This is a genomic window from Dokdonia sp. LLG6352-1, assembly GCF_045055815.1.
GTDB classification, from domain to species: Bacteria; Bacteroidota; Bacteroidia; order Flavobacteriales; family Flavobacteriaceae; genus Dokdonia; species Dokdonia donghaensis.
In genome coordinates this window covers 2,382,892-2,409,373 of the sequence record NZ_CP159329.1, presented here as the reverse complement: position 1 = coordinate 2,409,373, position 26,482 = coordinate 2,382,892, and the positions used below count along the sequence as shown (strand labels likewise).

31 protein-coding genes are annotated in these 26,482 nt (G+C 37.5%); 24 read left to right on the top strand and 7 right to left on the bottom strand.

Translation table 11 applies throughout. From position 1 onward, the window contains the following. The first annotated feature begins 11 nt into the window (after nt 1-11). Nucleotides 12-473, top strand: coding sequence for an arsenate reductase family protein (locus ABVM49_RS10815; RefSeq protein ID WP_405201898.1), 462 nt, complete (start codon nt 12-14; stop codon nt 471-473). A gap of 72 nt (nt 474-545) precedes the next feature. On the opposite strand, the gene ABVM49_RS10810 is transcribed toward ABVM49_RS10815, so the two are convergent. After that, nucleotides 546-1,142: a nitroreductase family protein gene (locus ABVM49_RS10810; protein WP_405201896.1), complete on the bottom strand. Its 597-nt coding sequence runs from the start codon at nt 1,140-1,142 to the stop codon at nt 546-548. A 273-nt stretch (nt 1,143-1,415) separates the two neighbouring features. Here ABVM49_RS10810 and ABVM49_RS10805 point away from each other — a divergent pair, with 273 nt between their 5' ends. Continuing rightward, nucleotides 1,416-2,711 carry an OmpA family protein gene (locus tag ABVM49_RS10805; RefSeq protein WP_405201895.1) on the top strand — a complete coding sequence of 432 codons (1,296 nt, stop codon included), beginning with the start codon at nt 1,416-1,418 and terminating at the stop codon, nt 2,709-2,711. Between the two features lie 145 nt (nt 2,712-2,856). Beyond that, on the top strand, nt 2,857-3,279 hold the full coding sequence (locus ABVM49_RS10800) for a glyoxalase (protein ID WP_375253450.1): 423 nt from the start codon (nt 2,857-2,859) through the stop codon (nt 3,277-3,279). A gap of 159 nt (nt 3,280-3,438) precedes the next feature. Here ABVM49_RS10800 and ABVM49_RS10795 read toward each other — a convergent pair whose 3' ends face one another. The 3 genes from ABVM49_RS10795 to ABVM49_RS10785 all read right to left on the bottom strand — a co-directional run bounded on the left by ABVM49_RS10795 (nt 3,439) and on the right by ABVM49_RS10785 (nt 5,688). Beyond that, nucleotides 3,439-4,122 carry a DUF2461 domain-containing protein gene (locus ABVM49_RS10795; protein ID WP_405201894.1) on the bottom strand — a complete coding sequence of 228 codons (684 nt, stop codon included), beginning with the start codon at nt 4,120-4,122 and terminating at the stop codon, nt 3,439-3,441. A gap of 96 nt (nt 4,123-4,218) precedes the next feature. After that, entirely contained in the window at nt 4,219-4,767 is a 549-nt protein-coding gene (locus ABVM49_RS10790; protein ID WP_021778871.1) for a type 1 glutamine amidotransferase domain-containing protein, read from the bottom strand. A gap of 141 nt (nt 4,768-4,908) precedes the next feature. After that, nucleotides 4,909-5,688: a tRNA pseudouridine synthase A gene (locus ABVM49_RS10785; RefSeq protein WP_405201893.1), complete on the bottom strand. Its 780-nt coding sequence runs from the start codon at nt 5,686-5,688 to the stop codon at nt 4,909-4,911. 89 nt (nt 5,689-5,777) lie between these two features. On the opposite strand from ABVM49_RS10785, the gene ABVM49_RS10780 reads away from it, so the two are divergent. Both ABVM49_RS10780 and ABVM49_RS10775 read left to right on the top strand, forming a co-directional pair. Beyond that, a complete protein-coding gene (locus tag ABVM49_RS10780) occupies nt 5,778-6,212 on the top strand; it encodes a hypothetical protein (protein ID WP_021778869.1) in 435 nt (144 codons plus the stop codon). 85 nt (nt 6,213-6,297) lie between these two features. Next, on the top strand, nt 6,298-7,101 hold the full coding sequence (locus ABVM49_RS10775) for a DUF1853 family protein (protein WP_405201892.1): 804 nt from the start codon (nt 6,298-6,300) through the stop codon (nt 7,099-7,101). Nucleotides 7,102-7,333: 232 nt separating this feature from the next. Here the strand turns inward: ABVM49_RS10775 and hisIE are convergent, their stop codons facing one another. Then, entirely contained in the window at nt 7,334-7,933 is a 600-nt protein-coding gene (gene hisIE / locus ABVM49_RS10770) for a bifunctional phosphoribosyl-AMP cyclohydrolase/phosphoribosyl-ATP diphosphatase HisIE (RefSeq protein ID WP_405201891.1), read from the bottom strand. 22 nt (nt 7,934-7,955) lie between these two features. Next, on the bottom strand, nt 7,956-8,711 hold the full coding sequence (gene hisF, locus ABVM49_RS10765; RefSeq protein ID WP_405201889.1) for an imidazole glycerol phosphate synthase subunit HisF: 756 nt from the start codon (nt 8,709-8,711) through the stop codon (nt 7,956-7,958). Nucleotides 8,712-8,929: 218 nt separating this feature from the next. Here hisF and ABVM49_RS10760 point away from each other — a divergent pair, with 218 nt between their 5' ends. The 11 genes from ABVM49_RS10760 (at nt 8,930) to ABVM49_RS10710 (ending at nt 17,977) form a co-directional block, all read left to right on the top strand. Further along, a complete protein-coding gene (locus ABVM49_RS10760) occupies nt 8,930-9,121 on the top strand; it encodes a hypothetical protein (protein ID WP_375251841.1) in 192 nt (63 codons plus the stop codon). Between the two features lie 42 nt (nt 9,122-9,163). Next, on the top strand, nt 9,164-9,580 hold the full coding sequence (locus tag ABVM49_RS10755) for a VOC family protein (RefSeq protein ID WP_405201888.1): 417 nt from the start codon (nt 9,164-9,166) through the stop codon (nt 9,578-9,580). A gap of 3 nt (nt 9,581-9,583) precedes the next feature. Continuing rightward, nucleotides 9,584-10,621: an AI-2E family transporter gene (locus ABVM49_RS10750; protein WP_405201886.1), complete on the top strand. Its 1,038-nt coding sequence runs from the start codon at nt 9,584-9,586 to the stop codon at nt 10,619-10,621. Nucleotides 10,622-10,725: 104 nt separating this feature from the next. After that, nucleotides 10,726-11,469: a polyphosphate--glucose phosphotransferase gene (gene ppgK / locus ABVM49_RS10745; RefSeq protein WP_405201885.1), complete on the top strand. Its 744-nt coding sequence runs from the start codon at nt 10,726-10,728 to the stop codon at nt 11,467-11,469. Nucleotides 11,470-11,581: 112 nt separating this feature from the next. Beyond that, nucleotides 11,582-14,101 carry a M14 family metallopeptidase gene (locus tag ABVM49_RS10740; protein WP_405201884.1) on the top strand — a complete coding sequence of 840 codons (2,520 nt, stop codon included), beginning with the start codon at nt 11,582-11,584 and terminating at the stop codon, nt 14,099-14,101. A 29-nt stretch (nt 14,102-14,130) separates the two neighbouring features. Next, nucleotides 14,131-14,391: a hypothetical protein gene (locus ABVM49_RS10735; protein WP_405201883.1), complete on the top strand. Its 261-nt coding sequence runs from the start codon at nt 14,131-14,133 to the stop codon at nt 14,389-14,391. 240 nt (nt 14,392-14,631) lie between these two features. Further along, nucleotides 14,632-15,840, top strand: coding sequence for an MDR family MFS transporter (locus ABVM49_RS10730; protein ID WP_405201881.1), 1,209 nt, complete (start codon nt 14,632-14,634; stop codon nt 15,838-15,840). 34 nt (nt 15,841-15,874) lie between these two features. Further along, complete coding sequence (locus ABVM49_RS10725; protein ID WP_405201879.1) at nt 15,875-16,630, top strand: DJ-1/PfpI family protein; 756 nt, start codon at nt 15,875-15,877, stop codon at nt 16,628-16,630. A gap of 4 nt (nt 16,631-16,634) precedes the next feature. Next, nucleotides 16,635-17,267 (top strand): HAD family hydrolase, encoded by a 633-nt coding sequence (locus tag ABVM49_RS10720; RefSeq protein WP_405201877.1) that lies wholly within the window; start codon nt 16,635-16,637, stop codon nt 17,265-17,267. A 7-nt stretch (nt 17,268-17,274) separates the two neighbouring features. Then, nucleotides 17,275-17,622: an arsenate reductase (glutaredoxin) gene (gene arsC / locus ABVM49_RS10715; protein ID WP_405201875.1), complete on the top strand. Its 348-nt coding sequence runs from the start codon at nt 17,275-17,277 to the stop codon at nt 17,620-17,622. 22 nt (nt 17,623-17,644) lie between these two features. Next, the gene (locus tag ABVM49_RS10710; protein WP_405201874.1) at nt 17,645-17,977 is read left to right on the top strand and encodes a hypothetical protein; all 333 of its coding nucleotides are present in this window, start codon (nt 17,645-17,647) and stop codon (nt 17,975-17,977) included. 151 nt (nt 17,978-18,128) lie between these two features. Here the strand turns inward: ABVM49_RS10710 and ABVM49_RS10705 are convergent, their stop codons facing one another. After that, complete coding sequence (locus tag ABVM49_RS10705) at nt 18,129-18,482, bottom strand: 4Fe-4S dicluster domain-containing protein (protein WP_021778852.1); 354 nt, start codon at nt 18,480-18,482, stop codon at nt 18,129-18,131. Between the two features lie 62 nt (nt 18,483-18,544). On the opposite strand from ABVM49_RS10705, the gene ABVM49_RS10700 reads away from it, so the two are divergent. The 8 genes from ABVM49_RS10700 (at nt 18,545) to ABVM49_RS10665 (ending at nt 26,456) form a co-directional block, all read left to right on the top strand. Beyond that, a complete protein-coding gene (locus ABVM49_RS10700) occupies nt 18,545-19,630 on the top strand; it encodes an acyl-CoA reductase (RefSeq protein WP_405201872.1) in 1,086 nt (361 codons plus the stop codon). Nucleotides 19,631-19,697: 67 nt separating this feature from the next. Beyond that, the gene (gene serC, locus ABVM49_RS10695) at nt 19,698-20,762 is read left to right on the top strand and encodes a 3-phosphoserine/phosphohydroxythreonine transaminase (protein ID WP_405201870.1); all 1,065 of its coding nucleotides are present in this window, start codon (nt 19,698-19,700) and stop codon (nt 20,760-20,762) included. Between the two features lie 31 nt (nt 20,763-20,793). After that, entirely contained in the window at nt 20,794-21,744 is a 951-nt protein-coding gene (locus ABVM49_RS10690; RefSeq protein WP_405201869.1) for a D-2-hydroxyacid dehydrogenase, read from the top strand. A gap of 158 nt (nt 21,745-21,902) precedes the next feature. After that, nucleotides 21,903-22,538 (top strand): DUF937 domain-containing protein, encoded by a 636-nt coding sequence (locus ABVM49_RS10685; protein WP_405201868.1) that lies wholly within the window; start codon nt 21,903-21,905, stop codon nt 22,536-22,538. Between the two features lie 202 nt (nt 22,539-22,740). Further along, the gene (locus ABVM49_RS10680; RefSeq protein WP_405201867.1) at nt 22,741-23,148 is read left to right on the top strand and encodes a DUF6146 family protein; all 408 of its coding nucleotides are present in this window, start codon (nt 22,741-22,743) and stop codon (nt 23,146-23,148) included. An 18-nt stretch (nt 23,149-23,166) separates the two neighbouring features. Then, nucleotides 23,167-23,685, top strand: coding sequence for a DUF6787 family protein (locus tag ABVM49_RS10675; protein WP_375251827.1), 519 nt, complete (start codon nt 23,167-23,169; stop codon nt 23,683-23,685). Between the two features lie 3 nt (nt 23,686-23,688). Continuing rightward, the gene (locus tag ABVM49_RS10670) at nt 23,689-24,021 is read left to right on the top strand and encodes a hypothetical protein (RefSeq protein ID WP_405201865.1); all 333 of its coding nucleotides are present in this window, start codon (nt 23,689-23,691) and stop codon (nt 24,019-24,021) included. A 38-nt stretch (nt 24,022-24,059) separates the two neighbouring features. Then, nucleotides 24,060-26,456, top strand: coding sequence for a TonB-dependent receptor (locus tag ABVM49_RS10665; RefSeq protein ID WP_405201863.1), 2,397 nt, complete (start codon nt 24,060-24,062; stop codon nt 26,454-26,456). Nucleotides 26,457-26,482: the final 26 nt, after the last annotated feature.

Sequence of the window (26,482 nt, the reverse complement as noted above, 5' to 3'; positions counted from 1 at the left end):
AACCTAAAAGAATGCCAACCGATATGACACTAGCAATAGATAATAATGAACTCCTTGTGATTTACTCAGAAGAGTCCAGTATAGGAAAACAAGTAATAGGCTATGCCAAGAGTAGCGAGAGTAAAGTAAATCTGATTAATATATCAGAAGCTGGACTTACAGGTACCCAATGGAGCGAGGTAGCAGATATGCTAGGCGCTAGTATAGATGAGCTTGTTTCTAAGGATCATCCAGATGTAGATGATTTTGCAAAAGATGCTACACTAAGCGATGACGACTGGATTCATTTTATACAAAACAATAGCAATGCTATACAGAAACCTATCCTTATAAAAGGCAAAAAAGCTATGCAGGTTCAAACCCCATCAGACGTTTTACAGTTTATTGATGTAGATTCGGCTGGTTTAGAAAAGCACCCTGTAGGTGATGAGCCAGAAATAGCACCTAACACTGATGATGAACAACAAGTATAAAATTTAAAATTCATCTCATAAAAAAGGAGCCACTTTATTAAAGTGGCTCCTTTTTGTTATAATAACTTACTACTATTTTTCAAAGATTTGCTCATTAAAATCTCCATTAAAAGTAAAAGAATGTTGAGATTTTCTTGATCTTAATTTTGTCTCTTCTTCTTGAAGATCATCAGATAGTTTATCTAAGTCACCTCCATAATAGCCTATAGCCGTTGCCGTGGCAATATGATAGTTATCTGGCATAGCAAACTCTGTCATTGCTTTCTCATAATTTACACCAGCCATTTGATGTAGCGCTATTCCTAATTGTTGTGCTTGTACAGACACATTACCCATAAAAAGACCTAAATCGTGTAGCGCGTGAAAATTATCTTTTCCATCTGGAGTAGTCTTTTTATAACCGCCTAGCATAAGTGCCTGTGCATTATTTGCCCACGACTGGTTAAATTCATCTAGGCACGAGTAGATACGATCATATGCCTCTGTACCTTTTATACCCCATATGATAACCCACGGCTGGTGATTATTTGAACTTGGAGCCCATCTCCCTGCTTCAAATAGTACTCTTAGCTGTTCTTCAGAAATGGCTTCTGTTCCAAAAACTCTTGGACTCCATCTATTCTCTATAAGTGGATTAATCATATACTCTGTTGTAGTTTCCTTTTTCATATTCTTTTTTTAATAAAGGTATTTTTATCATACCTAACTACTAGTCCTATTAATAATAATTAACGTGTAGTACCTTAACATTTTAACTATTCTTTACAAAATGGGAATATTTATATAAATTATTCAATTAAAAAGTTCAATTTTTGAATGGATTATAACTAAAATTCAGCGTGTTAAGAATATGATAAAACTTAGTTAATAAGTACGAATATTCTTGTTTAGGTAGCATTAAAGATTAATTTTGCGGCTGAATTTGAACTAACAATAACATTTATGAAAAAGATTACACTTGCTATAATCGCATTAGTAGGAATGCAATTAGCAACAAATGCACAAGAGAGTACTGAGACTATGTCTACTGACTTTAACAAGTGGTCTGTAGAGCTTACAGGAGGAGTTAACAAACCAGTTCGTCCAGTTTCTGGAGGTTCTTTTACAAACACTCCATCTCTATACACAGTAACAGGTGGCGTACGCTATATGTTTAATGACAAAGTAGGTCTTAAAGGAGGTATTGCTTACAATAGCTTTGAAAACGACGATAATAGCAATGAATTTAATACAGCACTTTACAACTTCTCTCTTGAAGGAGTAATTAACGCTGGAAACATTCTTGGTTTTAGAGAGTGGACTAACACCTTTAACGTACTTGTACACGGTGGTATGGGATATTCTGCATTAACTACAGATGCTCCAGCTGTTGAGAGAGATTTTGGAGATGCAGACCAGATGCTTAGCTTTATGGTGGGTGTAACTCCACAGGTAAGAATTTCTGATAGAATTGCTTTAGTTGCAGATCTTACTGCAGTAGGTAATGTACGTCAAGATTTAACTTTCAATGGTACGCCAGCTGGTGGAACAAGAGGTTTTGATGGTTTTTATGTAAACGCAACTGCAGGTATAAACATATACCTAGGTAAAGCAGAGAAGCACGCAGACTGGTACTCAAGCAATAACGTTGCTCAAGAGCAAATTGAGGACTTACAGAATCGTCTAGCAAAAGTTGAGACAGATCTTATCGATACAGACCAAGATGGTGTTGCAGACTATTTAGATCGTGAGCCTAACACTGTTTCTGGTGTTGCAGTAAATACTAAAGGTGTGGCTGTAGACCAAAACAAAAATGGAGTTCCAGACGAGTTAGAAGCTACGTTAGATAATCGTTATGCTAAGAAGAGCGACATTCCTGCTTCTACATCATCGATGACTTCTGGTGGTGATGTGATTAAAAAATTAATCGAAGATGGTTACGTAAACGTATATTTCCAGTTTAATAGCACTAAGCCTGAAACTTACAGCCTTGAGTCTATTAACTACCTTATTAATTATATGACTGAAAACGCTGGTGCATCTGCTCAACTTGTAGGTTATGCAGACGAGATTGGAAACCCAGCAACTAACCAACGTCTTTCTGAGAGAAGAGCTCAAAAAGTAAAAGATATTATGGTAGCTGCAGGAATTTCTGCTAGCCGTCTTACTGCAACAGGTAACGGTGAAGATGCTTCTGTAGATAAAAACTCTGCTCCTGCTCGTCAGTTAGTAAGAAGAGTAACTTTTAAACTTAACTAATCGATTATAGATTACTTTAAGTGTTAATTGCAAAGCCTCCGATTTTTCGGGGGCTTTGCTCGTTAATAAGGTGTTGAGAAGTATTGAGTACGCTTTCGCGAAAGCGCACAATGATTACCTAACTTTAAAGAAAACACAAGGAGTTATGAATGATAGACCAAATGATATTAAGAGAATACGTCCAGAAATTCCAAAAGCTCGTGTCAACGACCAAATGAGCGATGAGGAGCGTTTTCAAAACATTACACTCCGGCCGGTTGTAAAATTGCAAAATCCACTGCTTATAGAAATGTTTAGAAACTACATTTCAAAAAGGAAAAATGTATTTTATAACCTATCTCTTGAGAAGCGACTTGATTATGTAGAAAATGCTGTTAATAAGGATATGAAATTTCGCAATAGCCTTAAGGGAATGATAATAGGCCAGTTTACTGTAGAGGAGTATCTTATTTATATACAAAACTCATCTGCTCTTAATAAAAGAATGGCAAACCTCATAAGAGAACGCCTTATAAGCCAGATACAATTATTTGACAACCCCTCAGACATACTTATCAAAGCAAGTTAATGCAAATACCTACAGACATACCAAAGCCGCAAAACAATAGCCCTATAGACCCCTCATCACCTCTAGAGGTCATTATCTTTATTGCGTTACCCATACTACTTATTGTAGTGTATTTTGTAAACAGAAAACGTGTGAGGAATAAAAGGAAAAAGAAGTAATTTACAATATGGACTCGCCATTGAGATCTGTTGTGAGAACGTCACTCATATAATTAAAAAAGGGCCTTAATAATCTAAAATGCTTAAGTACACGATCGCTAAAGTCACTAGCCATTACTTCTTGATCTGTAAATTCTTTACGTACAAAGAAATTCTTGAGTTTTATTAAATCTATATTTGGGTCGTCTTTTTCAAAATCTCTAGGAGCAGTTTTTACAGCATTACTTGTTTCAAATCCATTAGGAAACGCTTTCGCGAAAGCGGAATCATTAAGTATATCTCTTATCTCACTAGCATCAAGATGAAACTCTGTACGTATGCGCTTGAGATCTTCCTTTTCTGGGTTGAAAAAACCACCTGCAATTACAGATTTATTGCCAGGCTCTATACGTAAGTAATAGCCGCCACGTCTATGGGCTCCCGCCCTACTATAACTCGCAGACCTATGTACGTTATAAGGGGTTTTATCTTTACTGAAACGTATGTCACGATTGATACGAAAGACTTTGAGCTTCTCAATGTCATCAGTTTCATTAAGTCCCGTTTTAATAGTTGTATAAAGGTCTTTTAAAACCTTCTCACTATCTTGATATCGAGATTTATGGTCTGCCATCCACTCACGTGTATTATTCTTTTTAAGATCTTTAAGAAATGTGAGAGAAGCCTTAGGTACAGCTGTAATCATATAATGTCTTTAGGTTGTCTAAGTTACTTATATAAATAAAAATAGCCACCACAAAATGTGGTGGCTATTTCAATCATCAATCAAATCAAACCTGAATTACGCGTGTTGTAATTCGTGCTTTCCTTCTTTTATTTCTTCAATGAGCTTAGCATTAAAAGCTTCTAGATCTCCAGGGTTACGACTTGTTACGAGCGCCTCATCTACTACCACTTCTTTATCTACCCACAGTGCTCCCGCATTTTTAAGGTCGGTTTTAATACTGTTAAACGATGTCATCGTTCTCCCGTTTACTACATCTGCCTCTATGAGTAATTGCGGTGCGTGGCATATTGCTGCTACTGGTTTGCTTTGTTTGAAAAAGTCTCTTATAAAAATAAGCGCGTCATCGTTACGTCTTAATTTATCCGGATTAATAACACCTCCAGGTAGCATTAGCGCATTATAATCTTTTGCACTCACGTTATCTACTGTGTCTGTTACATCATACTCACCAGACCAGTTACCGTCTGCCCATCCTTTTATTGTTCCTGTTTTTTCACTTATAATATCTACGGTGAAGCCTTCATTTTTCATCGCCTCAAGTGGTGATTTTAATTCACTTTCTTCAAATCCGTCTGTTGCTAATATTGCTACTCTCTTTGTCATAATCTTTCTTCTTTTTAGTTAAACAATTAATTATGAAACAAAGATACAGGGAGGCTCTACTGGCCGTCGTTAAAGAGATGATAAGATAAAATTCATAAGGGTTAAACCTTTATTAAATGACTTGCAAAGCTGTTAAGAATGTTAAATCTGGACGTCCTGCAACAATAAACCGCTCGCCTGTGCAATGCGTGTGAGCTTAATATCATTACTAGCATCTAGTGTCTTTTTAAAAAAATCAAGATCAATATTACCCTGCCCTAAATCAAAAAGAGCACCCATCATAAGACGTATCTGGTGGCGCTTAAACCCTTTACCGCTTACGCGAAAAGCATAACTCTCCTCTGGAAAGAAGCTAGCGGTATACAAATCATTAATCTCAATTGTAGATGATAGTACGTGACCAATAGTTTGAGTTTGTGGATTAGGCTTATAAGCATACGATCTAAAATCGTGCTCTCCCTCAAAAAGCCTTGCAGCCTCCTTCATAAGCTCGATGTCTAGATCACCCGCTATATTAATCATATAAGGTGCGGCAAATGGATGATTCTTTTCTCCGTAAGAAAAAAGATACACATATTCCTTTGCGATGGGAGCATCCATCACATTAAATTTTTTATCTACCTGAGTAATTTCAAGACAGCGTATGTCTTGAGGTAAGTTATCATTAAGCAGCGTAAGAAAACCTTCTTCTGGTAGTGGGCTATCATTTAAAAACAACTCAACATAAGCCACATTTGCAGAGACCTTTGCATCTGTTCTACCAGAAGCCAATAGTTTAAAATTTTTGCGATCAAGCACATAGGCAAAGGTACGCTCCATCATACGCTCCACAGTGAGAACATCTGGCTGCTTCTGCCAGCCGTGGTATCTAAAACCTAAGTATTGAATCTTTAAAAGATAGTAGTATCGCTTATCAAACATCCTTCAAAAATAGTTGCCTCATTTTAATTTTAGATTGATAATTAAAAAATAATTGTAAATTAAAACTCAAATAACTTAAACCAATTATTATGACGACTACACAAAAACCTTCTACACTTTTCTGGATTATTGGTATTGTGCTCCTCCTCTGGAATTTAATGGGGGCTAGTGCCTTTATAGTAGACAACTTCTTTACAGATATGATTGCAAGCGCTTATAATGAAGAGCAAATGGCTGCCATAAACGCAACTCCTTTATGGTCTAAGATACTTTATGGAATTTCTACTATAGGTGGGCTTCTAGCTGCAATATTACTACTTGCCAGAAAAGTAGGTGCCGTGCGTATCTATGCAATATCACTTATTGCTATTATTATACACACAGTATATAATATAGGCTTTGCCAATGCGATGGAACTTTTTGGTGTGGGAGCTGGTCTTATATTTCCTCTTATCATTATACTCCTCGCTATTTTTGAATACTGGTGGAGTAAGTATAGTGCATCAAAAGGGTGGTTAAAATAAGAGCCACTACATATTATATAAAGCTGTCACATTATTGTGATGGCTTTTTTTGTTTGTAAATGTTTACAATGAGTATTTTTAGACAATGAAGCAATATGCTGGTTTTCTTAACACGCCTACCTTGTGGACGGGCACGCAATTCTCCCTTACTCAATTTGAAATACCTCGTATTGATTTATCTACATTCAGCGCCACGACAATACCACCTCATTTAAGATTAGGCCACCAGGTAGAATATATCTTCAAACAACTTTTAGATCATTCTGAAAGATATACCGTGCTCGCTCACAACATCCAGATTAAGCGAGATAAAATAACACTAGGTGAACTTGATTTTGTGGTAGAAGACCGCTTTCGCGAAAGCGTAAAAATACACATTGAGCTTACCTATAAATTTTACATTATAGATACTGCGGTTACTAGCACCATACATCAACTTATGGGACCCAACCGAAAAGATCACTTCTACCTAAAAATGCAAAAAACAAGAGATAAGCAACTACCGCTTGCCTACACTCCAGAAGGAATTGAGGCGCTACAGTCTATAAATTTTAACCCACAACAACTAGAACAACGCACACTGTTTATGGGGCAACTTTTTACGCCCTATAATAAAAACGTAATTCTCCCAGAAGAAATAAATCCTCGCGCCATAATAGGCTACTGGATGCAACTAGATGACTTTTGCACCGCATCCTTTCTAGATTATAGATATTATATAACTACTAAGCCAGAGTGGTTACACGAGCCACATACTGAAGTAAACTGGCTCAATCACAAAGAGGCATTAGCTATTATAAGAGAAAAACATAAGCTCAAGAGGGCACCTCTTGTATGGATACAAAAAGATGATACCGCAATTGACAAAGCCTTTGTGGTATGGTGGTGAAATTTAAAGAACACTTGACTGGTAATGATGTACTTCATAAATTGAAGCAAAATTAAAGTCTTGCAAAAATATCCATTTGACCAAAAATTTAGCAGCTATCTATTTACTGCATTAGGGCTGGCTATTTGGGTATTTGCATTTCTCTTTCTCACAGAACCGCTTGATGTAAATGAATTTAAAACAAGAGATACGTTCTAGTATTTTTTGTAGTCTGGCGTTTTCTTAACCAAACTTATTTATGTCGAGCAATAAGTGTTTTTTCTATATCGCGTAGGTGAAACCCTTTTGCCTGCAATAAAACCATATAGTGAAACAAGAGGTCTGCGCTTTCATTAAGGAATAGGTGATCGTTATCATCCTTTGCTTCAATAACCACCTCTACGGCCTCTTCTCCTACTTTTTGAGCTACTTTATTAATCCCGCTTCTAAAGAGTGACGCAACATAAGAGTCTTCTGTATCTTTAGTATTCCAGCGATCTTCTATGACTTCTTCGAGTTTTGATAAAAAGCCAAAGTTTACCTTATTAGTCTCTCCCCAGCAAGTATCTGTACCTTTATGACAAGTAGGTCCTTGAGGGGTTACTTGTACTAGTAGTGTGTCATTATCACAGTCTACCGCAATATTTTCAAGATGTAAATAGTTTTTAGTCTCTTCACCTTTAGTCCAAAGTCTCCCTTTAGAACGGCTAAAAAAGGTAACTTTTTTTAAAGCAAGTGTTTTCTCATAAGCCTCAAGATTCATAAAGCCTAGCATCAACACATTTTTAGTTCTTACATCTTGTATTATTGCTGGAACAAGACCGTTTTCATACTTATCAAAATCTATTTTCATTGCTTGTAATATCTGGTAAAAGTTATAATCTCATCGTAATCCCTTGCGTGGCTAACTCTTCTTTTAAACTTGGAATTTCTATTTCTTTAAAGTGAAAAACACTGGCTGCAAGAGCTGCATCTGCCTTACCCTCAGTAAAAGCATCTGCAAAGTGTTGCATATTTCCCGCTCCTCCACTTGCAATTATTGGAATATTTAGACTTTCAGAAAGTCTGGCTAGCGCCTCGTTTGCAAAACCATCTTTTGTACCGTCATTGTCCATAGAGGTAAAAAGGATCTCACCTGCACCGCGCTCTTCTACTTCTTTTGCCCAGTCAAAGAGGTTATATTCTGTAGGCACCTTTCCTCCTACTAGATGTACAATCCACTCTCCTTCTACATACTTTGCGTCAATAGCTACAACAATACATTGAGAACCAAATTTTGCTACAAGCTCATTTATGAGTTCTGGTCTCTTTACAGCACTAGAGTTTATAGAAACTTTATCTGCGCCATTTTGTAATAAAATATCTACATCTTCTACAGACGATATTCCTCCCCCTACGGTAAATGGTATGTTCACTTGAGAAGCCACTCTTAAAACTAAATCTGCAAGGGTCTTACGACGTTCTTCTGTAGCAGATATGTCTAAAAACACAAGCTCATCTGCTCCAGTCTCTGAGTAGATCTTTGCAAGCGCTACTGGATCACCAGCATCTCTAAGGTTTACAAAGTTTGTTCCCTTTACAGTTCTACCGTCCTTAATATCTAAACAAGGAATAATACGCTTAGTAATCACGTGATGTATCTTTCTGAAGGTTCATATTATAAAAAACGCAAATTTATAGAAAACCACCTCTATAAACTTACAATTGGTCACAGCATTTCTTAAACCCTCTTAAAATTTAATCCAAATTCACAAAGTGCTATTAATAATCTTGTAATAACGTGTTAAGCCATCACGGTAAAAGGTCATATCTCTTTACCTTTAATCTTATAAATAACAAATACTGTCAAATGATCAAACTTATAGGTGTCATAGCACTAGTTGCGGGAGCAATATTACTTGTTTTAGGAATTCTTGGAATTTTCGGGAGTCTAGAAACAGGTATAAGTCCGTGGGCATTTACTATATTAGGTTTGATCTTTTTCTTCTCTGGTATCTCTCTATTAAAACATATAAAAGATACAGATACACTAGATAAATAAAAAAAATTGTGCGTAGCTTAGTAATTCAATTTTATACTAAAAATGAGTACAAGACCTTTTCACCTCGCTATACCTGTAGATAATTTAGAAAAAGCACGCGCATTCTATCGCGATATACTTGACCTACCTGAAGGCCGCAGTAGCGACCACTGGGTAGATTTTAACTTTTTTGGACATCAGTTAGTGATTCATTACAAGGAAAAATCTACTGTAGATGAAGTGCATAATAAAGTAGATGGTAAAGCGGTACCAATTCCTCATTTTGGAGTTGTACTCGCTTGGGAAGATTTTGAAGCATTTGCCGAAAAAATAACACCACACGTAGATTTTGTAATAGAACCTTATGTACGCTTTAAAGGTCTAACGGGAGAGCAAACTACAATGTTCTTCTATGACCCTTGCGGTAATGCGCTTGAGTTTAAAGCCTTTAGAGACGACTCTCAAATATTTGCCAAATAATATATGCAAACACTCAAACCTAACCTTTTACGACAGTTCTTTATCATCTTTTTAATCATTCTATTTGGGTGGTTAATATTTAAAGAGATGGCAACCTATCTATCAGGTATACTCGGTGCGATTACACTCTTTGTTTTGTTACGTAAGTGGCAAGGACACTTAGTAAAAAAAAGAAAATGGAATTCTAGCGTTGCTGCTTGCGTTCTTATGGCAGGCTCATTTCTTGTAATACTCGTACCTATTGCTGGACTTGTATTAATGCTCACCTCAAAAATTAGTAAAGCGGTAGAAAATAGTGGCAAAGTAATAAACATTGTAAAAACAGAAATGGCAGATATAGAGTCTCGCTTTGGTCTCGATATCGCAAGCTCCATAGACACCAGTTCTGTAACAGACTGGATAAGTAGTAACCTTCAAGGGCTCGCCGGTGGGACCTTTAATGTATTTATCGCCATAGGTCTTATGTATTTTATGCTGTACTATATGCTTACTAATAGAAGGACTTTTAGAGAGTCTATGCTAGAGTATATACCGCTCAGTGAGAAAAACTTAAAACTCATAGGTAGAGATAGTCAGGAGCTTGTAAAGTCAAATGCCATAGGCATACCACTAGTAGCATTACTGCAGGGACTTGTGGCACTTATAGGCTTTTTAATACTTGGCGTAGAAGATCCCTTTTTCTGGTTTGCAATTGTCACCGTTGGGTCTATGATACCATTTGTAGGTACCGCCTTAGGTATCGTACCAGTGTGTATCATTCTATACGCTGCTGGTGACATCTGGCAAGCCATCGTGATGGTTATCTATGGTACAGTCGTAGTGGGCTCTACAGATAATCTTTTTAGACTCGTGATTCAAAAGCGACTGGCAGACGTTCACCCACTTATTACCATTATAGGAGTTATCGTAGGTGTGCCTTTATTTGGATTTATAGGTCTCATTTTTGGACCTATTGTAGTGAGTATTTTTCTACTTATTGTAAAAATATACAAACAAGAATATGGCAAGGAAGTGCCTTCAAAACAAGAAGAGGTACTCTAAGTATCTGATTTTATAAGGTTACGCTTTCGCGAAAGCGGACTCACCCGCACCACTTCTATATTATTCAAAAATTCCTATCTTTCGCCACACAAAAACCATCATAAATGAAGATATTAGGTATCGACATAGGCGGAACGGGAATAAAAGGTGTCCCTGTAGATCTGGAAACAGAAGAGTATATAGGTGAACGTTTTAGAATAGAAACCCCGCGCCCTGCAAAACCTAAGGCTGTAGCAGATTGTGTACAGCAACTCGTAGACCACTTTAACTGGACAGGACCTGTAGGAATAGGGTTTCCTACCGTTATCGTAGATGGTAAAGCTATGGCATATGGTAATATGCACAAGAGCTGGATGGGTGTACAGATAGATGAACTTTTTTCTGAAAAAACCGGTTTACCTTGCTCTGTTATAAACGATGCAGATGCCGCAAGTCTCGCCGAAGTTAGATACGGAGCCGGAAAAGATTTAAAAGGTCTGGTAGCCGTGATTACAGTGGGTACAGGTATAGGCTCTGGACTTTGCTATAACGGTAAACTCATCCCAAATTTTGAATTTGGCCGTATTCCATATAAGAAGAAACCTATTGAAAAGTATGCAGCAAACTCTGTAAGAAAGGAAGAAAAACTTACTTTTAAAGAATGGGCAGAGCGCTTTAATTTCTTTCTTAAAAATGTAGAGTTAATATGTACACCTAACCATTACATAATAGGCGGTGGTATAAGTAAGCATATGGCAGAGTTTGAAAGATATCTTACTACAGATATTCCTATTGTTGCGGCAAAAACTAAGAATCACGCTGGCATTATAGGAGCTGCTTGTGGCTATCTAGATAAACTAGAGCGCTAGTCTTGTGTTCATATCCAATACAACTCCATATTTTAGTTAACAATTGTTACGTGCAGGCGTTACTTCTTTTGCTTATTTTTAGAGTCTAACAACTCAAAAAATAGCTTATAGAATGCGCTTACTACTCGTACTTATTACCCTACTATTAAGTAGCCTATCTACACTCGCACAAAGCGGAAAGGTAGATATGGATTACTATTTACCTACAGATGTCACTTATAATCCAAATATCCCTACACCAGAAAGTGTTTTAGGCTACACACCTGGAGAGTGGCACGTGAGTCACGACAAGTTATCAGAATATATGCGCACGCTTGCAGCAGCAAGTGACCGTATGACTATAGAAAGTCGAGGAACTACCTTTGAGGGAAGACCTATTTTATTACTAACGGTCACCTCACCTAGTAATCACTCCAATATTGAAAACATACGCAAGGAACACGTAAAACTGGTAGAAGATGGCAGTGCTAGCTTGAGTACAAGCAATATGCCTATTGTAGTATACCAAGGGATGTCTATACACGGTAATGAACCTTCTGGCGCAAATGCAGGGCTTATAGCTGCATACTATCTCGCTGCCGCTCAAGGACCTAAAATAGATGCACTACTAGATAACACCATTATACTTTTTGACCCATCTTTTAATCCAGATGGTTTACAGCGTTTTGCTTACTGGGCAAATACAAATAAGAGTATAAACATAAATGCAGACCCTCAAGACCGCGAGTATGACGAGGTATGGCCAGGTGGTCGTACTAACCACTACTGGTTTGATATGAATAGAGACTGGCTTCCAGTACAACTACCAGAGTCAAGAGCCCGTATTAAGACATTTCATAACTGGTATCCTAACATTCTTACAGATCATCACGAGATGGGATCTAACAGTAGCTTTTTCTTTCAGCCAGGTATACAATCTCGTACACACCCGCTCACACCTGCACTTAACCAAGAACTCACAAAGCAAATAGGGAACTACCACGCGGCAGCCCTAGATAAAATAGGCAGCTTTTACTATACAGAAGAGAGTTTTGATGATTTTTACTACGGTAAAGGATCTACCTTTCCAGACATAAATGGTGGTATAGGTATTCTCTTTGAGCAAGGAAGTAGCCGTGGCCACGCTCAAGAAACAGAAAACGGTTTACTTGAGTTTCCGTTTACGATACGTAACCAGTTTACAGCTATATTATCTACCCTTGAGGCTGCACAAGGTATGCGCAAGCAATTACTAGACTATCAACGTGACTTTTTTAAGAACGCTCGAGGCGAAAAAGGAAGTGGCGCATATGCTTTTGGTAGTGAGAAAGATGCAGGTAGCGCATATCACCTAGCAGAGGTGCTTAAAAGACATCAAATAAAAGTACACGAGGTTGCACAAGACTTCTCGCAAGATGGAGCAAACTTTAAAAAAGGAATGAGCTACATCGTCCCAAAAAACCAAAGACAGAGCCGCCTCATCAAAGCGATGTTTGAAAAGCGTACTACCTTTCAAGATAGTTTGTTTTATGATATAAGTGCTTGGTCTTTCCCACTCTCTTTTGGTGTAGATTTTACAGAAAATGCATCTTTAAGCAAAGCTGGCAACGAGATACAAGATTTAAAAAGAAAACCTGCCCCAGCTGTAGGCACTAGTACCTATGCATACCTTATGGAGTGGCACGATTACTACACCCCTAAGGCCCTCAATACCATACTTAATAAAGGTATAAGAGCAAAGGTGGGTATGCAAAAATTTAGTGTAGAAGGCATCTCTTATGACTATGGTACCATTATGATACCTGTGCAAAATCAATCGCTTAATAAGCAAGAGCTAGCAAGTTTTATAAATGAAGTTGCACAAGATGCAAACGTAACCATCAAGGCAGTAAGTACGGGCCTCACAGAAGGTATAGATCTTGGTAGTAACCAGTTTAGAGCATTAGAGCCTGCTCGCGTAGCAATGATAGTAGGTGAAGGTATCAACCCGTATGATGCAGGAGAGATGTGGCACCTATTTGACACACGTTACAATATGCGTATCACAAAAATTGATACTAAAGATTTAGGTCGCGCAGACTTGTCTAGATATACAGATATTATCTTACCTAATTTATGGGGTAATGCTATAAATAAAGGCAACACAGATAAGATAAAACAGTGGGTGCGATCTGGAGGAACCCTCATAGGTTATAAAAACGTAGCAAACTGGTTTGAAAGAAATAAGATGCTAGACATAGATTTTGTAAAAACTAAAAATCCTGCAAAAAACGTGAGCTTTGAGCAACGTAGAGATTTTACAGGAGCACAAGTAATAGGAGGTGCAATTTTTGAAGCAAAGCAAGATCGCTCACACCCTATTAACTTTGGATATACGGGTGATAAAGTATCTCTTTTTAGAAACACTACGCTATTTATAAAAGCAGATTCCACAAGTTACAAGAACCCTATACAGTACACAAAATCACCGTTACAAGCTGGATACATCTCTAAGATTAATCTTAAAGCTATCCCAGAGACGAGACCTTTTGTACACCAGAGTACGGGTCGTGGTGAGGTAATTTTATTTACAGATAATACAAACTTTAGAGCCTTCTGGTATGGAACAAACAAACTGCTTATGAATGCTATTTTCTTCGGGAGTGAGATGTAATATTTATTAAAAAAACTCAATCTCAGATAATGAAAATAGATTATTCAACAAAGACAACGACACAACTGGTCTCTAGCTTAAATATGATTAAGGTGCTTATTGTTGCCCTACTCATCATCTTATCATTACTTATAGGCATATCTATTTATGGTATGCTCACAAAGGACAATAATGCCACATTTATAGCAACACTAGCGGTAGGCTTATGCTGTTCAGCAACATTGCCTATGCAGTTTATTTCAAAAAAAGCAATCAAGGCAGAATTAATAAAGAGAGAAGAGACATTATAAATAGAAATGTATTACGCTTTCGCGAAAGCGTACTCAACTCAATTATTTTTATAACTTTACACCACATTATGATTTTAGTCACAACATATAAACTTACCTCGTGCACACTGCTGCGCCAGACTTGATATGTTGTCACTATATGATTATAAGAAGTAACGATATTAAAGAGTCCGGCCACCACGCTGGACTCTTTATATTTATGGGCAAGCGTAGGTCTTAACAAGCTAACCAACCAACTGTATGAAAACACTGCTACGCAATTACCTTAAAACCTTTGATGGCCTATCAAGAGAAATCTGGTGGCTGTCACTCATCACGCTCATTAATAGATCTGGGGCGATGGTTATCCCGTTCTTGTCTATTTACCTCAATAAGAGTTTACACTTTAGTCTACAAAACGTCGCGTGGATAATGACTTCGTACGGTCTAGGTTCTTTTGCTGGTGCTTGGATAGGCGGTAAACTAAGTGATGTAATAGGGTATTATAAAGTCATCTTATTAAGCCTGCTCCTTACTGGTATTAACTTTTTATGGGTAATGCACGTAGAGAGTTTCTGGATGATGTGTATTTCATTCTTTGTTCTTATTGCTGTGGCAGATATGGGACGCCCTGCTTTTTTTGTAGCACTAAGCGCCTACTCAAAACCAGAAAATAAAACCCGGTCATTAACGCTCATTAGGCTCGCAATTAATCTAGGGTTTTCTGTGGGGCCAGCTATAGGTGGTTTTCTTATAGCACTCGCTGGCTATAAGACATTGTTTTATGTAGATGGCATCACCTGTTTGCTTGCGGGTGTACTTATGATGCAAGTACTCAACCCTAAAAAAGTAAAAGAACTAGATAAAGAAGTCGTGGTTCAAAACCCAGTAAAACCTCTCAAGGATACGCCTTACGTATTATTCTTAATAGCACTTGCGCTTTTTGGAATCATATTTGTACAATATTTTTCTACTGTACCGCTTTATTACAAGGATGCCTATAAACTTGATGAAGACGCCATAGGTCTCATACTAGCGCTTAATGGCGCACTCATTGTTGTATTTGAAATGCCACTCATAGCCTGGATGGAAAAAAAGGCGCTTACTAACGTGCAAAGCACCATTGTAGGTTTGCTTATGACGGGTGCAAGTTTTCTATTACTGCTGTGGGAGACTTGGGTAGGTGTGGTTGTGATAGGTATGGTAATCGCAACCTTTGGAGAGATGATTTCCTTTCCTTTTAGTAACAAATTTGCGTTAGACAGATCTAAGCTAGGGAGACAAGGAGCATATATGGGTGTTTACAGTATGTCATTTTCTGTAGCTCATATTTTTGGTCACAACAGTGGGATGCAAATTACTGCATATTATGGCTTTCAGACCACTTGGATATTTTTGATAGGGCTCACGCTTATTGCTTGGCTTCTACTCTACATTGTAAAGAGAATGCTTGCCAAAGAAACCCTTTGAGAACTCGTATCTTTATCATTAAAAAGAGAACCTAATGAAATACTATATACTACTACTTACAACGCTTATATTAATAGGTTGCAATACAGAACCTAAAACTATAGAACAGCCCGCTGTTACTAATAAGATTGATAACGCTTTCGCGAAAGCAAAACCAGTACTAGACTCAACGCGGTACAATGTAGCCTTCTTAATTATGGATGGTACTTTTAACACAGAGCTTACGGCACCTTTTGACATTTTTCAGCATACTATTTATCGAGAGAATATAAAAGCGATGAATGTTTTTACAGTAGCAAATACTCTACAACCCGTGCGTACCTTTGAGGGGATGTATCTCCTACCAGACTTTGACTATACTAGCGAAGACCTACCTAAAATAGATATACTAGTTGTACCAAGTGCAGAGCATCACCTAGATACAGATCTGGAGGATGAAGCGCTCATTAACTTTGTAAAAAAAGTAGATAAAGAAGCTATGTATGTAACCTCACATTGCGATGGTGCTTTTGTACTAGCAAAGGCAGGTTTACTAGACAACAGTGTCTCAACGACCTTCCCGAGTGACATCGATAAGATGCGCGAGACGTTTCCTAATCTTGATATTAGGAAAGATATATTATTTGTACACGATGGGAAGTATATCACCTCTGCTGGAGGTGCTAAAAGTTTTGAAGCCGCTCTCTATCTCACCGAACTTCTTTACGGCGCAGAAATTGCAAGATCACTAGCCGGAGGATTAGTGATAGACTGGAAACTAGATGATGTACCGCACCTCATAACAAAGTAATAATATGGAAAATTCAAAAATCACTACCGTCATATTTGACTTAGGAGGCGTTCTCATAGACTGGAGCCCCGAGTATGTATATCTCAAAGAATTTAGAGGCGATCGAGAGAAAATGGACTGGTTTTTAGAACACGTTTGTGCTTGGGACTGGAATGTAAATCAAGATGCAGGCTATCCATTAGAAAAAGCAACCAAAGAGCGTATAGCGATGTTTCCAGAATATGAAGAGCTCATAAAAATGTATTACGGCCGCTGGGAGGAGATGCTCGGTTTTACACACCTAGACACGCTCAAAATATTAAAAGAACTAGTAGATAATCCAGACTATAGAGTGCTAGCATTAACAAACTGGAGCGGAGAGACCTTTCCTGTTGCGCTAGAAAAGTTTCCTTGGCTGCAGTGGTTTGAAGGAATTCTAGTCTCTGGTGATGAGGGTACACGCAAACCTTTTAAAGAAATTTACGACCTTATGCTAGACAGGTATCATATTAATCCAGCAGAGGCTGTTTTTATAGATGACAGTCTTAACAATGTTGAGGGCTGTAAACGCTCTGGCATAGCCGGAATTCATTTTAAAAATGCAAAAACTCTAGCTGTACAACTTAGAACACTAGGTGTACACGTAACTTTACAATAATTATATAATGATTAAAATATATCACAATCCTCGTTGTACAAAAAGTAGACAAGGTCTAGCGTTGCTAGAAGAATCTGGAAAAGAATTTGAAGTAATCAAGTATCTTGATACTTCTCTTAGTACAGAGCAACTTAATGAGATTATAAATATACTTGATATTAAACCCATAGAGCTAGTTAGAAAAAATGAAGCCATCTGGAAAAGTGATTATAAAGGAAAAGACCTCACAGATGCTCAAATAGTGGCTGCGATGAGTGAAAATCCAAAATTAATTGAGCGTCCCATTGTAATTCTCGATAAAAATGGCGTTATTGGTAGACCAACAGAGTTAATTAATGAACTCTTAGAGAAATAAATAACTACAATTTTAAGACATTATGAAATCAATAGTCACTCTAGCCATCGTTGCTTTTCTTGGTATGACAACCGTACAAGCACAAAAAGTTGCAAATGCGCCAGTACAAAAAGAAAAAGTAAGCCAGATTGATATGCTTGCTCAAAAATTAAACCTTACAGCAGAGCAAAAGGCAAATGTTGCAAAGACTCTTACAGGTTTTAAAGCTACAGAAGATAGACTTAAAGCTAGTAATATGAATGCGACAGACAAGCAAGCAGCACTAGACAAAGTGGCAAGTCGTAAAAACGGAAACTTAAAAACATACCTCACAGATGAGCAGTATGCTATGTATGTGAAGCTTACACAGCTTTAAGAATAAAACAACATAATTTAAAAGGCCAAATTTAATTCAGTTTGGTCTTTTTTCTTGCAATAATTCTAATACGCAGCATATCAAGATAATATGCCTAACATAAAAAAGCCACTCGTACGAGTGGCTTTTTTACTATAAGTATCATAATACTCTATGCATCCTTATGCATAAAGGCTTGCTTTGCAAGTAAAACTTCATCTGTCTCTACGTGATCATCATCAGGTACACAGCAATCTACTGGACATACGGCAGCACACTGTGGCTCTTCGTGAAAACCTTTACACTCAGTACACTTATCTGGTATAATATAGTAAATCTCATCGCTCACTGGCTCTTGCGCCTCGTTTGCATCTACTTCTTTACCGTTAGGTAGTACTACATTTCCTTCCAGATCTGTACCATCTGCATAGCGCCAGTCATCTGCTCCTTCATATATTGCCGTATTAGGACATTCTGGCTCGCAGGCACCGCAGTTTATACATTCGTCTGTTATGATAATTGCCATAGGTTTCTTTTTGGGTAACTTTGCACAAAAATAATGCCTAGCCATCGATTTGCCAAAACACTATGACGCTTCAACAAAGAATTAACGCTTTTAGTAAACTCGGGACTTTCTTGAGTCAGTTCTCACGTACTAATATTACTCAAAAAGAGGGAGTTGCACACAATGACCTATTTTTTGACGGAATGAAACATCAGTTTAAACTCGCGCGAGAAAACAACGGGTGGTTTACGCAAGAAAATATTCTTTTTGCACTTGAGGGATGGGCAGCACTCCTTACCGAAGAAAAGCTTAGCGAGTGGATGAGCGGTTATAATGACGCTTTCGCGAAAGCGCAATCCCAAAAAACCGTTGCTATCATAATGGCAGGTAATATCCCGCTAGTAGGTTTTCACGACTTTTTATGTGTACTTATTGCAGATCAAAACGTCGCAATAAAACAATCTTCAAACGATAAGCACCTACTACCCTACCTAGCCAAATATCTGGAATATGTAGCTCCAGACTTTAAAGGTCGTATCTCATTTACAGAAGAAAAATTACCCGCACACGATGCTGTGATTGCTACGGGAAGTGATAATACAGCAAGATATTTTGAATATTACTTTGGTAAGAAGCCTAACATTATAAGAAAAAACAGAAACTCTGTTGCCATACTTACGGGTGATGAGAGTGAAGAGCAACTTAAAGCGCTAGGAGAAGATATATTTAGATACTACGGTCTAGGCTGTCGCAATGTATCTAAATTACTTGTGCCAGAAGGATATAACTTTGACGCTTTTTTTAAAGCTATCTACTCGTGGAGCGATGTGATGAATGACGCAAAGTATGCAAATAACTATGACTATAATAAGGCAGTATACCTTATGAGTCTTTTTGACCTACTAGAAAATGGTTTTTTAATGCTTAAGGAAGATGAAAGTTATGGCTCTCCTATTGCTACGTTATTTTATGAAAAATATGAGTCAAAAGAATCTCTTGATTTAAAACTTTCTCAAGATGTAGATAAAATACAGTGCATTGTAGGTGATGATAAAAATCTACAAGGTTTTACATCACTTATACCATTTGGAAAGACTCAAAAACCGAATCTTCAAGATTATGCCGATGGAGTTGATACTATTGCATTTTTAGTATCGATTTTGCCATAATTTTATCATTTTATCTATAATATTCTATGGGGTTTTGAGCATCTTTGCATTTCAAAATTAGCATAAAATGAAGAAGCACAACTTTAGCGCAGGACCTTGTATTTTACCTCAAGATGTTTTTAAAGAAGCATCACAAGCCATATTAGATTTTAATGATTCTGGTTTATCCATACTAGAAATTTCCCACAGAAGTAAAGACTTTGTAGATGTTATGGATGAGGCTAGACAGCTAGCCTTAGAGCTATTGGGTCTAGAGGGTAAAGGGTATAAAGCGCTCTTTTTACAAGGAGGTGCGAGTACACAGTTTTTAATGACTGCATATAACTTATTGCAATCGAAGGCTGGTTATATAAATACCGGTACTTGGAGCGATAAAGCAATAAAGGAAGCTAAGCTTTTTGGGGAGATTGTAGAGGTAGCATCTAGTAAAGAGGCAAACTTTAATTACATACCTAAAGGATACTCAATTCCAGAAGGACTAGATTATTTACACCTTACAAGTAACAATACCATCTTCGGAACACAGATAAAGGATTTTCCTGAAGTAGACTGTCCTCTTATATGTGATATGAGTAGTGACATCTTCTCTAGAGAGATAGATTTTGGACAATTTGATCTTATCTACGCAGGTGCTCAAAAAAATATGGGACCAGCAGGTACAACACTTGTTGTTATAAGCGAGGATATCTTAGGTAAAGTGACACGTCAAATACCTTCTATGCTCAATTATGAAACGCATATAAGCAAAGGAAGTATGTTTAACACACCTGCTGTCTATGCAGTATATGTCTCTATGCTTACAATGAGATGGCTTAAAAACTTAGGAGGTGTAAAAGCTATTGAGGAGATTAATGATCGTAAGGCAACCTTACTTTATAGTGAGATTGAGCTTAACCCATTATTTAAAGGATTCGCTGCCAAAGAAGATAGATCTACAATGAATGCTACTTTCTCACTTACAGATGGAGATCTTAAAGATGCCTTTGATGCTATGTGGAAGGAAGCTGGTATAAACGGTCTTAATGGACACAGAAGTGTAGGAGGCTACAGAGCATCTATGTATAATGCACTATCTATGGACAGTGTAGGTGTACTAGTAGACGTAATGAGTGAGCTAGAAAGAAAAGCATAATTTAAAAAAAACGCATACAACACTATATACTATGAAAGTATTAGCAAACGACGGAATATCACAAACAGGAATTGACGCACTTACCGCAGGAGGCTTTGAAGTAATTACTACAAACGTAGCTCAAGATCAACTTGAGAACTATATTAACACAAATGAGATAGATGTTATACTTGTGCGTAGTGCAACCACAGTGCGTAAAGAGTTAATAGACGCTTGCCCATCTATAAAAGTTATAGGCCGTGGTGGGGTAGGTATGGATAACATTGATGTACAATATGCACGTGATAAAGGACTTCACGTGATTAATACACCAGCAGCATCTTCGGCATCTGTTGCAGAGCTTGTTTTTGCACACCTCTACAACGGCGTACGTTTTCTATTTGACTCAAACCGAAATATGCCTCTAGATGGTGATACAAAATTTAAAGGATTAAAGAAAGCTTACGCGAAAGGAACCGAGCTACGTGGTAAAACACTTGGTGTTATTGGTTTTGGACGTATAGGTCAAGAAACTGCAAAAATTGCTCTTGGTGTAGGGATGAAAGTAATCTTTCACGACCCATTTACAGAAGAGGCTACTGTTGAAGTTCCTTTCTTTGATGGACAGTCAGTTTCATTTACAATAAAATCTTCTTCAAAGGAAGAGGTATTAAAATCTGCAGATTTTGTGACTCTTCACGTTCCTGCACAAAAGGACTATGTAATAGGTAAACCAGAGTTTGAGCTTATGAAAGATGGAGCAGCAATTGTAAATGCAGCTCGTGGTGGCGTTATTGATGAAGTAGCTCTTATCGCAGCTTTAGACAGTGGTAAATTATCATTTGCAGGTCTTGACGTTTTTGAGAACGAACCTACTCCAGCTGTACAAGTTCTTATGAATCCTAAAGTGAGCCTTACACCACACATAGGTGCGGCAACTAGTGGAGCTCAAGATCGCATAGGTACAGAGCTAGCAGAACAGATTATGAGTATTTTAAAATAATGCAAGAACATCAAACATTTGATTTCTAAATTGAATTAATTTGCTTTTTATCGATAAAAACAAGCAAACCATCCTTTTGGATGGTTTTTTTATGGCTGTTTGTCAAACCGCTTAGATTAATTCGTAAATTGAAAACTCACAATTAAAACTAAAATAATATGTCAGGATTACTAGATCTACTTAATGGACCAATAGGAAAAACGCTCATCCAAGGAGCTAGCGCAAAAGCTGGACAATCTGAAGGAGATACTGCAAACGTATTAAGTATGGCTTTGCCAGTACTTATGGGTGCAATGAAAAAAAATGTACAAACCCCAGAAGGTGCTGCTGGATTAATGGGAGCTTTAAGTGGAAAACATAGTGGTGGTATTCTTGACCAACTAGGAGATCTTATGGGTAATGGAGGACCTAGTGATGACGTATTACAAGATGGTGCAGGTATTTTAGGACACTTGCTAGGTGGTAAACAGCCACAAGTAGAAAACGCACTAAGTAGTAAAACAGGTGTAGATGCTGGTTCTATCGCACAAATACTCAAAGTTGCTGCTCCAGTACTTATGGGTGTGTTAGGAAAACAAACACAGCAAAATAATGTAAGCGATGGTAGTGGTATGAATGCACTTCTAGGAAGTATGCTAGGAGGGCAACCACAAGAAAACCAAAGCCTTATTACAACACTACTAGACTCAGACGGGGACGGTAGCATCCTTGACGATGTAGCTGGTATGGTATTAGGAAGTAATAAAGGAAAAGGTGGTATAGGAGGCCTACTAGGTGGTCTTTTTGGAAAATAAGATTATTACCATTTAAGATAGTAAAAGGATGCCTATGTAGGCATCCTTTTTTTTGTTCCCTAAGTGTAAAGCCAGGTTCACTCAATGGTGATACTATTAATGAATGCCGCATTCTAAATTTACAATGTACAATTATCAAGCTATCGTTAATACCTTATTAATTGCTACAGAAATTATTTGTAAAACCATTAACTTTAGTATTATGAAAAAACTATGTTACACACTACTACTCACAGCGCTCATTATAGGATGCGCCAGCACCTCAAAAAAACAAGACATTACAAATAGCTCAAAGGCTATGTCTGACACAGTACGCATCGCAAATGATAGTCTTGAATACGAGATTATAATTATAGAACCTGGATTTAATCAGTGGCTAGTCACACAACCCCCTAGAGGTTATTATGAGCAGTTCTGGCTTGAGAATAGAAATGTAATTTTTGTAAATGAATATAATAATCGCGTAGTAAATACAACGCAGTATGACCCTAACCTTTACATACAACAAATAGATTACCAGCGTGGTATAGACTACGGTTATGAAGTAAACTACTTGTTATATAACTGGTTTGAATATTTTCAACAACGTAACAACCAGAAACTACGATAATCGTATTTTTGCAGCGCTATGGAAAACTTTAAAACGCGCTGGGAAATCACAAAAAACTGGCAATTTATTCACGTTATACTGGGATTAATTGCCAGTTTCATATCGGCTTTCTTACTTTCGAAAGCTATTATTTCAAAATTTTTAGAAGCAACTTCTATTACCTATCTAGTGCTTCTCTCGCTCGGTACACTCCTACTCACCTACCTTATCATTAAATTTACCCTGTGGTTATTTACAAAATTATATGACAGATGGGGCGTTAGTTATAGATGGGAGCTTATTGCAATTTTTCTTGCCTTTGCCGTAACTGGCTCAACAGCAGGTAGGTTATCTAACCCTTTAATGGAAATTATAGGCTTAGATAAAAATCTCACTAGTGGGTGGATTTATTGGCCTGTTAGAATCTTGTTAATTTTCCCAATATATCAAGTGTTATTAGTGATATTTGGTTGGTTATTCGGTCAGTACACATTCTTTAAGGCATTTGCCATAAAAATGGTTTCTAGAATGGGATTAGGCTTTATATTTACAAAATAGATTTTGAAAGAACAGAGACCACATAATTTACAACGCGCAGCTGCATTTCTTATAATGCTTGCTTTTCTATTACCTGCGCTTGTCTCTTTCATACACAGTACAGAAAACCACACACATTACGATACCTGTTCATTTGGTAATAAAACTCACGTACACGAGAAGAAGCTAGATTGTGATCTAGGAGATCTTCATATTGTAAAAGAAGGAGTTTACGCTTTCGCGAAAGCGTACCAAACAACTACAATTTTAATAAAAAAAAGTAATGATGTAGAGTTAATTACATCATACACAACCACAGTCATAACATCTTCAGACCGTGGACCACCGTTTTGTTAAGCATTGAATAACATTCAATAATTAGCAAAACAATTTTTATGAAATTTTATTTATGGCTTAGCATTGCCTTGCTGAGCATTACAGCTACAGCACAAGAGTGCTCGTACACCTTATCTGGATACATTATAGATTTACACGATAATGAAGTGCTTGAAGAAGCAACCATTATTATAGTAGGTTCTGAGCAATCTGTGATAACAGATGCTCAAGGAAAATATGTGATTACAGATCTTTGTGAGGACCAGTATACATTACAGGTATCTCATCCTGCGTGTGAGACACAACTTGTAAAAGTAACTGTAAGCGGTAATACAACTCGAACTATTAATATGGAGCATCACCTGGAGTCTCTAGGCGATGTAGAGATTGTTGCACACGCTCATAAAAGTAAAAGCCGTACAGCGACAGAGAGTGTGGTAGACCACAACATCTTAGAAAATAATAGCGCAGCATCATTAGGTGATGCGCTTAAAAACCTAAGTGGTGTTACCTCATTAAACACGGGAAACTCTGTTGTAAAACCTGTAATACAAGGGCTACACTCTAGTAGAGTAGTACTTATTACAGAGGGTACGAGATTGCAAGATCAAGAATGGGGTGTAGAACACGCACCTAACATAGATGTAAATGCAGCTGGTGAAATCACAGTTATTAAAGGAGCGGCAGGATTGCAATATGGTGGTGATGCTATAGGAGGCACCATTATCATAGAGCCAGAGCAGGTACCTGTAAAGGATACCCTTTTTGGACGAACAATTATTACCGGTGCGACCAATGGTCGTGGAGGTTCTCTGACTACTTCTTTGATAAAATCATATAATAACGGCTGGTATGGCGGCATAAATGGAACTTTAAAACGCTTTGGGGATTTTGAAGCGCCAGATTATGTACTAAGTAACACAGCTTTGTATGAGAGAGACCTTTCTGTACGTATAGGAGTTAATAAATATCGTTATGGTGTAGAGGCTAGCTACTCGATTTTTGACAAAGAATCTGGTATTTTACGCTCATCGCACGTAGGTAATGCTGCAGATCTCTCGGTTGCTATAAACAGCCAAGAGCCCTTTGTAGTGGAGCCATTTACGTATGATATTAATGCTCCAAGACAGGAGGTACAACATCAAATTGCAAAACTAAAGTCATTTTATCGCTTTGATAACTTTGGGAAGTTAAGTGCTCAGGTAGATTACCAGCGCAATAACAGACTTGAGTTTGACATACGTCGCGACAGCGATGACTTGAGACCATCTATTGATCTACAACTTGAAACTATAGGAGGAAAAATAGATTTTGACTACACGGCAGATAATACCATTACCGCAAAGGTGGGTGTTTCTGGAAGGTACCAAGATCACTTTCCCGACCCCTTTACTGGAGTAAGAAGACTAATACCAGATTACCAAGGTTATGACTTTGGCATCTATGCGTTAGGTTCTAAAGACTTTGGAAAGTGGACTATAGAGGCAGGTGCAAGATATGATTACAACCGCATCAATGCAGAGAAGTTTTACATCACTAGCCTCTGGGAATCCAGGGAATATGATGTAAACTTTGCTCAGTTTGTAGTTGAAGAATTTGAAAATCAAATATTTGTAAAACCAGAATTTGAATATCATAATTTCTCAGCAACAGCAGGAGCCTCGTATGAGGTAAATGATGCGACTACGGTTTCCTTAAACTACGCACTAGCATCGCGCTCGCCTAATGTGTCAGAATTATTTTCTGATGGATTACACCAGAGTGCTGCCCGTCTAGAGCTAGGTGACCTAAGTTTTAATCAAGAAGTCGCAAATAAAATTTCATTAAATTTTACAAGATCTACAGACACTTGGAGTTTTACTATTGCTCCGTTTGCAAACTTTATTGAGGATTTTATCCTCATAGAGCCTACAGGCGTACAGCAAACCTTAAGAGGTAGTTTTCCAGTATGGGAGTATAGACAGACACAAGCTAGACTGTTAGGTTTTGACATAGATAACAACGTTCAAGTAACAGATCGTTTTGAATTTTCTAACCAGTTTTCACTGGTAAAAGGAAAGGATGTAACCTTTGACAAAGCTTTAATTAATGTGCCATCGGCGAGTACGCGTAACAGTGTTACGTATACAATGCCGTCTGTAAATAACTTAAAGCTGTCACTTGAGAGTAACTATGTATTTCGTCAAAATGAATTTCCAGACACAAACTTTGACGTTTTTCTACCTGAGACTAACACAACAGAGTTAGTAGATATAAGCACACCTCCCGATGCGTATCATCTTCTCAACTTTAGAAGCTCTATTGATTTTGCAATAAATGACAAGAGCAATCTTAATGTAGGTCTTATGGTAAACAATCTATTTGACACCTCTTACAGGGAGTACTTAAATCGCCAGCGCTATTTTGCAGACGATCTAGGTAGAAATGTTTTATTACAACTTAAAATTAATTATTAAATCTACGCTTTCGCGAAAGCGTAATA